At 71.6% G+C, this 13093-nt stretch carries 12 protein-coding genes and 1 riboswitch; of the genes, 6 read left to right on the top strand and 6 right to left on the bottom strand.

Going from position 1 to position 13093, the window contains the following annotated elements; genetic code table 11:
* The first annotated feature begins 7 nt into the window (after window positions 1–7).
* Window positions 8–715, top strand: a complete 708-nt coding sequence (locus ACZ45T_RS36505; protein ID WP_468448452.1) for a pyridoxamine 5'-phosphate oxidase family protein — start codon at window positions 8–10, stop codon at window positions 713–715.
* Here the strand turns inward: ACZ45T_RS36505 and ACZ45T_RS36500 are convergent.
* Complete coding sequence (locus tag ACZ45T_RS36500) at window positions 697–1671, bottom strand: DMT family transporter (RefSeq protein WP_468448451.1); 975 nt, start codon at window positions 1669–1671, stop codon at window positions 697–699. The two genes, ACZ45T_RS36505 and ACZ45T_RS36500, sit on opposite strands and share 19 nt — an antisense overlap.
* Window positions 1672–1834: 163 nt before the next feature.
* Window positions 1835–2809: an EamA family transporter gene (locus ACZ45T_RS36495; protein WP_468448450.1), complete on the bottom strand. Its 975-nt coding sequence runs from the start codon at window positions 2807–2809 to the stop codon at window positions 1835–1837.
* A 172-nt stretch (window positions 2810–2981) separates the two neighbouring features.
* Between ACZ45T_RS36495 and ACZ45T_RS36490 the strand changes: the two genes are divergently transcribed.
* Window positions 2982–3410 carry a type II toxin-antitoxin system Rv0910 family toxin gene (locus ACZ45T_RS36490; protein ID WP_468448449.1) on the top strand — a complete coding sequence of 143 codons (429 nt, stop codon included), beginning with the start codon at window positions 2982–2984 and terminating at the stop codon, window positions 3408–3410.
* 100 nt (window positions 3411–3510) lie between these two features.
* Here ACZ45T_RS36490 and ACZ45T_RS36485 read toward each other — a convergent pair whose 3' ends face one another.
* The gene (locus ACZ45T_RS36485; RefSeq protein ID WP_468448448.1) at window positions 3511–4149 is read right to left on the bottom strand and encodes a PadR family transcriptional regulator; all 639 of its coding nucleotides are present in this window, start codon (window positions 4147–4149) and stop codon (window positions 3511–3513) included.
* Window positions 4150–4343: 194 nt separating this feature from the next.
* Between ACZ45T_RS36485 and ACZ45T_RS36480 the strand changes: the two genes are divergently transcribed.
* The gene (locus ACZ45T_RS36480; protein ID WP_468448447.1) at window positions 4344–5165 is read left to right on the top strand and encodes a PhzF family phenazine biosynthesis protein; all 822 of its coding nucleotides are present in this window, start codon (window positions 4344–4346) and stop codon (window positions 5163–5165) included.
* 9 nt (window positions 5166–5174) lie between these two features.
* On the opposite strand, the gene ACZ45T_RS36475 is transcribed toward ACZ45T_RS36480, so the two are convergent.
* Together ACZ45T_RS36475 and ACZ45T_RS36470 are read right to left on the bottom strand one after the other, a co-directional pair.
* Window positions 5175–5999: a CPBP family intramembrane glutamic endopeptidase gene (locus tag ACZ45T_RS36475; RefSeq protein ID WP_468448446.1), complete on the bottom strand. Its 825-nt coding sequence runs from the start codon at window positions 5997–5999 to the stop codon at window positions 5175–5177.
* Window positions 6000–6136: 137 nt separating this feature from the next.
* Window positions 6137–7666: a glutamate-cysteine ligase family protein gene (locus tag ACZ45T_RS36470; RefSeq protein ID WP_468448445.1), complete on the bottom strand. Its 1530-nt coding sequence runs from the start codon at window positions 7664–7666 to the stop codon at window positions 6137–6139.
* A gap of 494 nt (window positions 7667–8160) precedes the next feature.
* Between ACZ45T_RS36470 and ACZ45T_RS36465 the strand changes: the two genes are divergently transcribed.
* Window positions 8161–8781, top strand: a complete 621-nt coding sequence (locus ACZ45T_RS36465) for a hypothetical protein (protein ID WP_468448444.1) — start codon at window positions 8161–8163, stop codon at window positions 8779–8781.
* 272 nt (window positions 8782–9053) lie between these two features.
* The gene (locus tag ACZ45T_RS36460; protein WP_030009772.1) at window positions 9054–9242 is read left to right on the top strand and encodes a DUF5999 family protein; all 189 of its coding nucleotides are present in this window, start codon (window positions 9054–9056) and stop codon (window positions 9240–9242) included.
* A gap of 103 nt (window positions 9243–9345) precedes the next feature.
* Here ACZ45T_RS36460 and gcvP read toward each other — a convergent pair whose 3' ends face one another.
* Window positions 9346–12231 (bottom strand): aminomethyl-transferring glycine dehydrogenase, encoded by a 2886-nt coding sequence (gene gcvP, locus ACZ45T_RS36455; RefSeq protein WP_468448443.1) that lies wholly within the window; start codon window positions 12229–12231, stop codon window positions 9346–9348.
* A 194-nt stretch (window positions 12232–12425) separates the two neighbouring features.
* Window positions 12426–12524, bottom strand: a riboswitch (glycine riboswitch).
* Window positions 12525–12636: 112 nt separating this feature from the next.
* On the opposite strand from gcvP, the gene ACZ45T_RS36450 reads away from it, so the two are divergent.
* The gene (locus ACZ45T_RS36450; RefSeq protein ID WP_468448442.1) at window positions 12637–13002 is read left to right on the top strand and encodes a PRC-barrel domain-containing protein; all 366 of its coding nucleotides are present in this window, start codon (window positions 12637–12639) and stop codon (window positions 13000–13002) included.
* Window positions 13003–13093 lie beyond the last annotated feature (91 nt).

Genomic DNA, 13093 nt, shown 5'->3' with positions numbered 1-13093 from the left:
TCGCACCATGACCAGCACGCCTGCCACGGACACGACCGAGTCCGCCGAGTCGGCCGAGTCGACCGGCGCGTACGAACCCACCGACCTCACCGTCCCCACCCGGTCCCGCGACCGGGCGCGCTACGACCGCGAGACGGTGCACTCGATACTCGACCAGGCCTACGTCTGCCACCTCGGCTTCGTCCGCGACGGCGCCCCCGTGGTCCTGCCCACGCTCTTCGCCCGGGTCGGCGAATCGATCTACATCCACGGCTCCACCGGCTCCCGCCCGCTCATGGCGGCCGGCCGGCGCGACCCGGGCCTGGCCGTGTGCGTGACGGTGACCCATGTCGACGCGCTGGTCCTGGCACGCTCGGCCTTCCACCACTCGCTCAACTACCGCTCGGTGGTCGCGCACGGCACCGCCTACCAGGTCACCGACGAGGCGGAACGCCGGATGGCCCTGAACGCCCTGGTCGACTCGGCCGTCCCGGGCCGCTCCGCCGACGTCCGGCCCGTCACCGCCAAGGAGCTCGCCGCCACGGCGGTGATCCGGCTGGACCTGACCGAGGTGTCCGCGAAGCTGCGTACCGGCCCGGTGAACGACGACGCCGAGGACCTGGACCTGCCCTACTGGGCGGGCCTGATCCCGGTCGCCCCGGCGTACGGGACCCCCGTGCCCGCCGCGGACCTGGCCCCCGGCATCGAGGTCCCCGGCTACCTCACCGCGCTCTGAGGAATCGGCCGCGCGGCGGTGGGTTCCCGGTCCGGCCCGTCCGCCGGACGGCGGGCTTCGGCCACGATCAGGGCGCCCACCGCCGCCAGCAGCAGTGCGGTGCCCAGCACCACGGCGCCGGTCAGCCGCTCCCCGAGGAGCAGTACGGCGATCACCGCGGCGCTCACCGGCTCGATCAGCATGATCACTGACACGGTGGCGGCCCGTACGGCCGCGGCCCCCGTGAAGTAGAGCGCGTACGCCAGCGCCGTCGGCACGGTGGCGACGTACACCAGCAGCCACAGCACCCGCCCCAGTTCGGCGGTGTGCGGCAGCAGCCCCTCCGCCGCGGCGAGCGGCAGCAGGCACACCGTGCCCACCGCGACCGACCAGGCGGTGGTGACGAGGGGGTCCCCACCCGCCCCGCGCTGCCCGAGCCAGCGGGCGCGCAGGGTCATCGCGGCGTACCCGGCGGCCGACAGCAGCGCCCAGCCGATGCCGAGCGGCCGTACCTCACCGCCGCCGCTGCCCAGCACCAGGACCGCGAGCCCGGCCAGCGCCCCGACGACGGCCGTCACGCCCCCGCGGCCGAGCCGCTCGCCCATCCAGTGGCGCGCCCCGAGCGCGATGAGCACGGGGCCGGCGCCCAGGGTGACCACGGTGCCCACGGCGAGGCCGGTCTCGCGCACGGCGGCGAAGTACGCGGCCTGGAACAGCGTGAACAGCAGCCCCGTGGCGATCAGCGAGCCCACCGAGGGCCGCGCCCGCACCGGGCCGCCGCGGCGGGGCCCCCGGACGGCGAGCACCCCCAGCAGCACCACCAGCCCGCCGGCGCACCGCCAGAACGACAGGGCGAGCGGGCCGAGGTCACTGGCCAGGAAGAGGAGTGAGGCGGCCGCCCCGGCGGTGCCCCAGGCGGCTCCGGCGACGACGAGGTACAGCAGACTGCGCCCGGCAGCGGGCGAATGGTTCGACACGAGAAGTCTCCGCGCATGCGTGAAGGATGAGAGATGCAGGTCATCGCTTCGCGGGCAGCACGGACCCGCCCGGGGACTCCCGGGCCGGGTCGGACAAGCGTGGAGGGGCCGCCCGCGCTAGGCGGCGGGAGGCGGAAGCACGGTCGAATGCATGATCGCCACCCTAGGCTCTCGTGGTCTCGCGGTCCAGGGCCACCGCGTCGGCCGCGGCCGACGAGGCCACCGGGGCCGCCGGGGCGGACCGGGAGGACTGGGCGATGAAGGCGCCGCCCAGCACCAGGCCGCCGCCGACGATCTGCCAGGTCGAGAGGTGCTCGCCGAGCAGGATCCAGGCCAGCACGGTGGCGACGACCGCCTCCAGGACGGCCACCACGCCGGCGACCTGCGGCGACAGCTTGCGCACCGAGACCACGCCGGTCAGGTAGGCGAAGACGGTCGCCACCAGCACCACCCAGCCGAGCAGCACCGGCCCCGGCACCATCGTGTCGCCCATGGCGGCCTGCCCGCCGAGCACCTGCCAGTCGATCTCCCACGGCCGGGCGATCACCGTCATCACCAGGGTGCCGACGAGCATGCCGTAGGCGATCACCCCGAGCGGGTCGGGGACGTCGTCCCCGTCCGCGCCCTGATCGGCGAAGACGAAGTAGAAGGCCTGGCAGCAGGCGGCGGCGAGGCCGAACAGCACGCCGAGCAGGTCCAGGCTCAGCCCGGCCCAGATCTCGACCACGCAGGCCAGGCCCGCGACGGCCACGGCCGCGCCGGCGGCGGCGCCCCGCGTCACGGGCTTGCGCTGCACGAAGCGGATGTAACCGAGCAGCAGGGCCGGGCCCAGGTACTCCAGCAGCAGGGCCACGCCGACCGGGATCCGGGACAGGGAGGCGAAGTAGAAGGCCTGCACACCGGCGACGGCGACCAGCCCGAAGCCCGCGAGCAGCGCGGGTTTGCGGCGCACGAGATCCCGGTGGCGCCAGGCCAGCGGGGACAGCACGAGCGCTGCCCCGGCCACCCGTAGCCAGACCATGTGGAGGGGGTCCAGACCCGCCTCGATCAGCGGCTTCGCCGCCACGCCGGAACCACCGAACGCGAACGCCGAGACCAGGGCGAGGCCCAGTCCGGCATGTCTCCCTGACGCTTGCATCCGGCCATCATGGCAGGGGTGGGTCAGGACCGTCACGGAGGTGACACCTGTTGAGATGCACTCGACACCACGCCCGGCCGGCACCGCAATATCTGACAGGTCGTCAGTATTGAATGTTGCACTCGCCGGGGCTACCTTCCGCCGCACGTACCCGACGAGAAGGGGTGGTCGCATGGCTGAAGTCACCGCGGAATCACGCATCGAGGCGTCCGCCGCGAAGCTCTGGTCCCAGCTGACGGACTGGGACGCGTACGGCCAGTGGAGCATGACCCACACGAATTTCCCGAAGGGCGGCCCGGAGACCCTCGCGGTCGGGTCCACCTTCGCCGAGAACATGAAGATGATGGGCTTCCCGGCCGAGGTGGTCTGGACCGTCTCGGAGCTGGAGGACGAGCGCCTCTTCGCCATCACCGGCAAGGGCCCGATGGGCGTGGCCGTCCTCACCCGGTACACCCTGACCCCGGACGGCGCGGCCACCACGGTCCGCATCGACGGCGAGTTCACCGGCGCCGCCGTCTCCCTGATGGCGGGCAAGCTCAAGGACTCGGCCACCGCCGCGCTGAACGAGTCCCTGCGCAAGCTGGCCGGCCTGGTCGCCTGACCGTCCCGCCCACACCCCTGCGGGAGAGCCCCTACGCACGACAGCGCGCCCCACGAGCGGACTCGCGGGGCGCGCTGCGCGCAGCGGGAGCCTTCGGCACTCAGTGCTCGTCGGCCAGGATCAGGTAGAGCTTCTTGCGGGCGTCGTTGATGACGCCGAGCGCCTTCTCCCGCTGCTCGGGCGAGCCGGTCTTGAAGACCTGCCCGAAGGCCTCCATCAGGCCGATGCCGGCCGTCCGGACCTCGTGCATCGCCTCGAAGTCGAAGCCGCGCCCGGCATCCGCCCACGGGGCGTCCGGACCCGACTCGGCCTCGCTGCGGCCGGCGTCGGTGAGCGTGAACAGCTTCTTGCCGCCCTCGCTCTCGTTGGTGATGAGCCCCTCGTCCTCGAGCAGCTGCAGGGTCGGGTAGACCGAGCCCGGGCTGGGCTTCCAGGCCCCGCCGCTGCGCTCGCCGATCTCCTGGATCATCTCGTAGCCGTGCATCGGCCGGTCGGTGAGCAGCGCCAGGATCGAGGCGCGCACGTCACCGCGCCGGGCCCTGCCCCGCGGTCCCCCGCGGCCGCCGCGCCCGCCGAAGGGGCCCTGGCCGAAGGGCGGCCCGAACGGACCGAAGGCGGCGCGCAGCCCCTTGAACCCCTCCCGACGATCGGGCCCGCAGTGACCGTGACCCCGTCCGTGCTCATGTCCGTGGCCGTGTCCGGGCTGTCCCGACTGTCCGTGCTGTCCATGTGAACGCATGACTGCGCTCCTTTCGTCACTTCGTGCTGGTTGTCGGTTCTCCGATGTCTCCACTATCGGTGATCCATCGCGATGCGTCAACGATATATCGGAAACTACTTCAGCGAACAGCCCTGGCCGAGGGTCGTCAAAGGAGGCCAGTCACCCCGGATTGGCCTTTGTCGTCGATCAAGGAACGCCCCTACCGTCGGGGCATGCGCATCCGAACCGTCGACGCCTTCACCGACCGCCCCTTCCACGGGAACCCCGCAGGAGTCCTGCTCCTCGACACCGCGTTCCCCCCGGACGCCTGGCTCCAGCAGGTCGCGTCCGAGATGAACCTCTCCGAGACCGCCTTCGCCCACCCGCTGCCGCCCGGCGGGGACGCCGACTGGGCGCTGCGCTGGTTCACCCCGGCCGCCGAGGTCGACATGTGCGGCCACGCCACGCTCGCCACCGCACACGTCCTGAAGGAACAGGGCCTGGCCACGGGCCTGATCAGGTTCACCGCACGCTGCGGCATCCTCACCGCCGAGGCCGGCGCTGACGGCGCGATCACCCTGGACTTCCCGACGTCCTCACTGACCCCGGTCCCGGCCCCGCCCGCCGTGGACCACGCACTCGGCGGGGCCCCGATCCTCTCCGTGCACGACACCGCCGCGCACATCGGCGACCTCCTGATCGAGCTCGCCGACGAGAAGACCGTCCGCGAACTGGAGCCGGACCACGGCGCCCTGCGCGCCTTCGCCAAGCGGGGGGTGATCGTCACCGCGCCCGCCGAGGATCCCTCCTGCGGGTACGACTTCGTCTCCCGGGGCTTCTTCCCCGCCTTCGGGATCGACGAGGACCCGGTCACGGGCAGCGCTCACACCGCGCTCGCCCCGTTCTGGGCGGAGCGCCTGGGCCGTACCGAGCTGACCGGCCTCCAGGGCGGTGCCCGCCGGGGGCTGGTCAAGGTCACCCTGGCCGGGGAGCGCACCCTGCTGACCGGTCACGCGGTCACCGTCCTCGACGGGGAGCTGCTCACCGCCCCCTGACCGGGCCGTTCACGGCGTCGGCAGCCAGCCCACCTTGCCCGCGAGCAGGGCGTACCCGCCGAAGGCCACGATGTCGAGCAGCGCGTGCGCGACGACGAGCGGTCCCACCCGCCCCCAGCGGCGGTAGGCCAGGACGAACACGACGCCCATCACCAGGTTGCCGATGAAGCCGCCGATGCCCTGGTAGAGGTGGTACGAGCCGCGCAGCACCGAGCTGGCCAGCAGCGCGGCCGTCGGCGACCAGCCCAGCTGGTCGAGCCGGCGCAGCAGGTAGGCCAGCACGATGACCTCCTCCACCACGGAGTTCTGCAGCGCGGAGAGGATCAGTACGGGGAACTTCCACCACACGTCGGGCAGCGCCTCCGGCACCACCGTCAGGTTGAAACCGGTGGCCCGCGCCGCCAGGTAGAAGGCCAGCCCCGCACTCCCGATCCCGGCCGCGACCACAGCGCCCCGGCCCAGGTCCCACCCGGGCCGGGTGCGGTCGAAGCCCAGCACCCGCAACCCGGGTACGCCCTCACGGGTCAGGAGGTGCGCCACCAGCAGTACGGGGACCAGCGCGGTCGCGATCCCGAACAGCTGCCAGGCCAGGTCCAGCCAGGGCCGGCCGGGCGCGTACGAGCCGTTGAGCGTGGCGGCCTGGTCCTTGAGGCCGCCCGGCTTGGTGAGCGAGCCGATGAAGCTGATCAGGGCCGAGACCCCGCTCGCACCCAGCGACAGCGCCAGTACGAGCAGCGTCTCGGTGCGCAGGACACCCCGACGCCGCCCGTCCTCGCCCAGCCCCACGACCACCGGCTCCGGCTCCGCCCGCACGCCCGACTCCCGTCCTGCCATCCCGTTGCGACCACCCCATACTGCCCCCTCGGGCGGCTCGGAGGATCACCACGAGGGCAGCGGACTGCAGCGGACGGCACCGGACGGCACCGGACGACAGCCGACGGCCCCGGGCGGCCGTGGCGGCGCCCGGTGCCTCAGCGCGCGGCCGGCACCGGGGCGCTCACCTCCCCCAACCCCACGGGCCAGGTGTGCACGGGGTCGCCCTTGTGCATCAGCTCGCTGTACCTCCGGGTGGTCGCGGCCAGCGCCTCGTCCCGCTCCAGTCCGGCCGCCAGGGCCCGGTGGTAGGTGTCCACCTGCCAGGTCGCCCCGTTCACCCGCCGCCGGCAGCGCTCCTCGATGATGCCGAGGTAGTGGTCCCGGTCCGCGGGCTCGATGCCCCAGGCGTCCAGCCCCGCCGCCGCCATCGGCAGCAGCTCGTCCAGGACCAGCCGCACGGCGGGCACGCTGGCCAGTCCCCCGGCCCGGCCCCGGCGCGGCCACCGCAGCCGCGCGTCGATCCCGTACCGGCAGGCCGCGTCGAAGTTCGCCTCCGCCTCGGCGAAGGGCAGCCGGCTCCACACCGGGCGCGGCTCGTCCGCGAGGGTGCGTACGAGCCCGTAGTAGAAGGCGGCGTTGGCGACGACGTCGGCGACCGTCGGCCCGGCCGGCAGCACGCGGTTCTCCACGCGCAGGTGTGGCACCCCGTCCACGACCCCGTACACGGGCCGGTTCCACCGGTAGACGGTCCCGTTGTGCAGGACCAGCTCCTGGAGCCCCGGCACCCCGCCCTCGGCGAGCACCCGCAGGGGCTCCTCCTCGTCGCAGATCGGCAGCAGGGCGGGGAAGTACCGGACGTTCTCGGCGAAGAGCTCGTACGCCGAGTCCACCCACCGCTCCCCGAACCAGGTGCGCGGCCGCACCCCCTGCGCCTGGAGCTCCGGCGGCCGGGTGTCGGTGGCCTGCGTGAACAGCGGCGGCCGCGACTCCCGCCACAGCTCGCGCCCGAACAGGAAGGGCGAGTTGGCGCCGACGGCTATCTGCGCGGCGGCCACCGCCTGCGCCGCGTTCCACACGTCGGAGAAGCGGGCGGGCGTCACCTGCAGATGCAGTTGTACGGAGGTGCAGGCGGCCTCCGGAACGATCGACCCGGAGGTCCAGATCAGCCGTTCGACCCCGTCGATGTCGAGCGTGAAGTCCTCCCCGCGCATCATCAGGATCTGCTCGTTCAGCAGGGAGTAGCGGTCCACCGCCGACAGGTTCGCGGTGACCAGGTCGGCGCGGGAGATCGTCGGCAGAATACCGATCATCACCACTCCGGCGTCGATCTCCGCGGCCTGCCTGTGGGCATAGCCCAGCCCCGCACTGAGTTCCTCGGCGAGCTGGTCGAATACCCGGCCGCCGAGCCGGTGCGGAAGAACGTTCACCTCCAGATTGAACATTCCGAGTTCGGTCTGGAAATCAGGGCTCGCAATCCGCTCCAGCACCTGGGCATTCAGCATTCTCGGCAACCCGTCGGCACCCGCGAGATTCAACTCGATCTCCAGCCCCATCATGTTCTTCGGGCGATCGAACCTCTTCTCCGCCAGCAGCCGCTCCAGTCCCTCCAGACACTCGTGAAGTTTCCTTCGATACCGCTGCCGATCGGACAGGTCGAATCCGCCCGCCACGACCTTCTCCCCCATCGAAGCGTCCCTCCTCGAGTGGGCCTGGCCCGGGACATCCAGGCGCGCATTACGGTCGATGATGCCCCGGCAGCGTGATCCATAACGCGCGGGGGGCGTGCGTGGCGAGGAGCGCGCGCCGGTTTGGCCGAAGGGCGCTTCGGCACATTCACCTGGCATGTCGCCTCGCGCAAATTCCCCTCCGACTTTGCCGGTTTCGGATAACCGACGCTTTCCAGCCGAGCCCCCGTCCGGTAGCCTCCGAGGTCAGCGCGGCATGTCCGCGCACATCCGGCATGAATGCCATGTCAGTGGGACCGGTAAGCGCCTTGTCGGCAATAGGCGGGACAGCTAGCCGAAACACTGTGTGAACACATGTCGTATAAACTCCGCAAACGAGGCAGAGAGTTGGCGCGCGGCCATTGCCCCTCGGCCCCCCTCTGGCCCCAGAATGCGACAGCGCCGTCCGCACCTGCCCCCGTTCCACAGGTCTCCCAAGTGAGAGGCGACCCACCATGCCGCTGCATGTCCCCCCGGCTCCCGCGCCCGCCCTGCGCAGCGTCCTCGCGGCCCTCGGTTCCCCCACCGCCGTGCACGAGGTGCACACTCCGGCCCTGCGTGCGATCCAGGGGCCGCTGACCCCTGAGCTGCCCCTCCCGGTCCACGTCCTCGACCGGCTGAGCATGTCCGGCCTCGCGGCGGGCGGCAGGCCCCCGCGCACGCGGCTGACCGGCTGGCGGTTCCTGATCCGCAGCGGTGACCGCCACGTCGCGGCCGCCGACACCCGGCTGACACCGGACGGGTGGGCCTTCTCCCATTTCTTCGAGGGGCCCTACGTCGCCGCCACCGAACGCGCCCTGCGCCAGGCGGAGTCCCTCGGGGGGAGCTACCAACCGCGGCTGCTGTCCGTACCGGAGCTCTACATGCTGACCCTGTGGCTGCACGGGGCGGTGGGCGCCGACGCCTCAGCCGGGCTGCCCGCCGGCGAGGACCTGCTGGTGCCGCTGGCGCCGGCCCCGCCCGGCATCGCCGCGTACCGGCCGCATCCGGTCTCCGAGCTGCTGCCCGTGCTGACCCATCGGCTCACCCCAGCGACGGCGCCGGTCCCGCCGTCGCTGGCCGCGCCCGCCGCCTAGAGGGCGCCTGGCCCAGGTGACCCATTCGGCCTAGCCCGCTTGGGCCACTGGCGAACCATCCGAAATGACAGGGGAGTTGGCCTGAACCGCCCGCACGAGTGATGCGTCCTCACTCTATGAGGACAGCTGCCGGGAAATACCTGCGAAGCGGCTGTCGTGGGGGAAGACTGAGGACATGCTCCCCGCGGGTGCGGGGATGACCCAGGGGGACGGCCATGAACCACCCATCGAGCCGTAGCACGCAGACCACACCGCAGCGAAAGAACGCATCCATGTGCCAGCACCAGCCAGCCTGCCCGTCAGCCGAATCCGCCGACCGGGAGGCCGCACGCCCGGTGGCCAACCACCCGGAGCAGGGCTGGAGCCTGCTGTGCAATGGCGTCCTGCTCTTCGAGGACACCGGTGAGCTGCTGCCGGACGGCCAGATCATCGCCCCGCACCGCCCGCTCGCGGCGGCGTGAGCGACACGAGCAACGACGGAGGGGCCGGCCCGGGAGAACTTCCCGGACCGGCCCCTCGTTCATGAGCTCACGCGTTCACACGCTCACGCTCACGCGTCGGTGCTCAGTTGTCGTACTCGTCCAGCGGCGGGCAGGAGCACACCAGGTTCCGGTCGCCGAACGCGCCGTCGATACGGCGGACCGGCGGCCAGTACTTCTCGGCGGCCGTGACCCCGCCCGGGAAGACGGCCTCGTCCCGGGTGTACGGGTGGTTCCACTCGCCGCCCAGCGCCGCCGCGGTGTGCGGGGAGTTGGCCAGCGGGTTGTCGTCCACCGGCCACTCGCCGCCCGCGACCCGCTCGATCTCGCCGCGGATGGCGATCATCGCGTCGCAGAAGCGGTCGATCTCGGCGAGGTCCTCGGACTCCGTCGGCTCGATCATCAGCGTGCCCGCGACCGGGAAGGACATCGTCGGCGCGTGGAAGCCGTAGTCGATCAGACGCTTGGCGATGTCGTCCACGCTCACGCCCGTGCTCTTCGAGAGCGGGCGCAGGTCGATGATGCACTCGTGCGCGACCAGGTTGCCCGGGCCGGTGTAGAGCACCGGGTAGTGCGGCTCCAGGCGCTTGGCGATGTAGTTGGCGCCGAGCACGGCCACCTGGGTGGCGCGCTTGAGTCCCTCGCCGCCCATGAGGCGCACGTACGACCAGGAGATCGGCAGGATGCCGGCCGAGCCCCACGGGGCGGCCGAGATCGGGCCGACGCCCGTCTCCGGGCCCGCGGTCGGCTGGAGCGGGTGGTTCGGCAGGTACGGGGCCAGGTGCGCCCGGACACCGACCGGGCCGACGCCCGGGCCGCCGCCGCCGTGCGGGATGCAGAAGGTCTTGTGCAGGTTCAGGTGCGAGACGTCGCCGCCGAAGTGACCCGGCTTGGCGAGCCCCACCAGGGCGTTCAGGTTGGCGCCGTCGACGTAGACCTGGCCGCCGGCCTCGTGCACCTGGGCGCAGATGTCGGCGACGTGCTCCTCGAACACACCGTGCGTGGAGGGGTACGTGATCATCAGCACGGCGAGCTCGTCGCGGTACTGCTCGATCTTGGCGCGCAGGTCGGCCGCGTCCACCTCGCCGTCGTCGGCGGTCTTGACGACGACGACCTTCATGCCGGCCATCACGGCGCTGGCGGCGTTGGTGCCGTGCGCGGAGGACGGGATGAGGCAGATGGTGCGCTGCTCGTCGCCGTTGGCACGGTGGTAGGCGCGGACGGCCAGCAGGCCGGCGAGCTCGCCCTGGGAGCCGGCGTTGGGCTGGATGGAGACCTTGTCGTAGCCGGTGACCTCGCAGAGACGTTCCTCCAGCTCGGTGATGAGCGTGAGGTAACCCTCGGCCTGCTCCACCGGGGCGAAGGGGTGCAGCTGGCCGAATTCGGGCCAGGTCACCGGCTCCATCTCGGTGGTCGCGTTGAGCTTCATGGTGCAGGAGCCCAGCGGGATCATGCCGCGGTCCAGCGCGTAGTCCTTGTCCGAGAGCTTGCGCAGGTAGCGCAGCATCGCGGTCTCGGAGCGGTGCTGGTGGAAGACCGGGTGCGTCAGGTAGTCGTCCGAGCGCAGCAGGCCCTCGGGCAGGGTGTCCGCGGCGGTCTCGTCGAGCGCCTCGATGTCGGCGGTGACGCCGAAGGCGGCCCAGACGGCCTCGATGTCGGCGCGCAGCGTGGTCTCGTCACAGGAGACGGAGACGTGGTCGGCGTCGGCCTGGTGGAGGTTGACCCCGCCCTCACGGGCGGCGGCGACGACCTCGGCCGCACGGCCCGGAACACGGGCGGTGATGGTGTCGAAGTACGCGCCGTGCACGATCTCGACCCCGCCGGCCGTCAGGCCCGCGGCGAGGAGCGCCGCGTAGCGGTGGGTGCGGCGGGCGATCGTCCGCAGGCCGTCCGGGCCGTGGTAGACGGCGTACATGGCCGCCATGACGGCCAGCAGCACCTGCGCGGTGCAGATGTTGCTGGTGGCCTTCTCACGGCGGATGTGCTGCTCGCGGGTCTGCAGCGCCAGGCGGTACGCCTTGTTGCCGTCCGCGTCCACGGAGACGCCGACGAGGCGGCCGGGCAGCGAGCGGGCGTGCTTGGCCTGGACGGCCATGTAGCCGGCGTGCGGTCCGCCGAAGCCCATCGGGACGCCGAAGCGTTGCGTGGTGCCCACCGCGATGTCGGCGCCCAGCTCACCCGGGGAGGTCAGCAGGGTCAGGGCGAGCAGGTCGGCCGAGACGGTGACGATGGCACCGAGCTCGTGCGCCTGGTCGATGAGCGGCTTGATGTCGCGTACGGCACCGGAGGCGCCCGGGTACTGGAGCAGCACGCCGAAGACGCCGCGCTCGGCGATCTCGGCCGGGATGCCGTTCGAGAGGTCCGCGACGACGACCTCGACGCCCGTGGGCTCGGCGCGGGTCTCGATCACGGCGATGGTCTGCGGCAGCGCGTCGGCGTCGATCAGGAAGACGCCGTCCTTGACCTTGCCCACGCGGCGGGCGAGGGACATGGCCTCGGCGGCCGCGGTGCCCTCGTCGAGCAGCGAGGCGCCCGAGGTCGGCAGGCCGGTGAGGTCGGCGACGACGGTCTGGAAGTTGAGGAGCGCTTCGAGGCGGCCCTGGGAGATCTCCGGCTGGTACGGCGTGTACGCCGTGTACCAGGCCGGGTTCTCCATGACGTTGCGCAGGATCACCGGCGGCGTGAAGGTCCCGTAGTAGCCGAGACCGATCATGGAGGAGAGGACCTGGTTGCGGTCGGCGAGCGAGCGCAGCTCGGCCAGCACCTCGGCCTCGGTCCGCGCCTCGGGCAGGTTCAGCGCCTCAGCGGTCTTGATCACATCCGGCACCGCGGCGGCGGTCAGTTCGTCCAGGGAGCCGTAGCCCACCTGGGCGAGCATCTTCGCCTGCGCCTCGGCATCCGGGCCGATGTGGCGCTGTTCGAAGGGGATGCCTCGCTCCAGCTGGGAGAGCGGAATGCGGTTGGCGGTCATGTACGGAGGCCTCCTGGTCGTATGACCTGCGAGGGGCACCACGGCGCGGGCACCCGGACGGCCTCCCCCTCTGTCATCTCAACCTGAGAGTTTCACCGGCCGCTCAAGGATCGCTTGAGTGCCGACTTTCACCGTCGGTGAGGAGAGGGACCGGCGCTGCGCGCCTGGTACCCGCCCCTGCTTTCCAGAGTGGCCTCGTCCGTGCGGTACGTATGCCTGAGAGATTCCGGGGAGGATTTGCTCCTTCGGCGCCTCCGTCTTGCTCACTCGGAGGACTCTCCCGCACAGGGTCGACAGCCATCACCCAGCCTACCAGCGAGGATCCGGACACTCCCCGAGTGGCCTCTGGTGCGGATATGCACTTCTGTAGTCATTACGGAAGAGTTGCGACCATTTGGAGGGACCGTGCAGACCGACATCGATCCGCGCAGCCTGATCGGCCGCAAGGCGTTCGACCGTAACGGCACCAAGATCGGCACCGTCGACGAGGTCTACCTCGACGATGCCACGGGCGTCCCGGAGTGGGCGGCCGTCCGGACGGGGCTCTTCAGCCGGGACGCCTTCGTCCCGCTGGAGCCGAGCGAGCTGGTGGGCGACACCCTGCGGGTGCCCTTCGACCGCTCCCTGATCAGGGACGCCCCCGACTTCGGCGTCGGCCGCCACCTCTCCCCCGAGCAGGAGCTGCAGCTCTACCACCACTACGGCCTGGACACGACCCTCCCCACGGAATTCCACCGCGACTTCGGCAACCTGGCGGGTGACGAGGGCTAGACGATTAAGTCCGAAGTCTTGGTCAGTGGTCGTAGGCGATTAATGACCTGGTCAGCGGTGTTCCGCTGGCCCGGTTGTGCCAGATGGCTGC

Source organism: Streptomyces sp. NPDC030995 (assembly GCF_055571215.1).
This window is presented reverse-complemented; position numbering and strand designations above follow the sequence as displayed.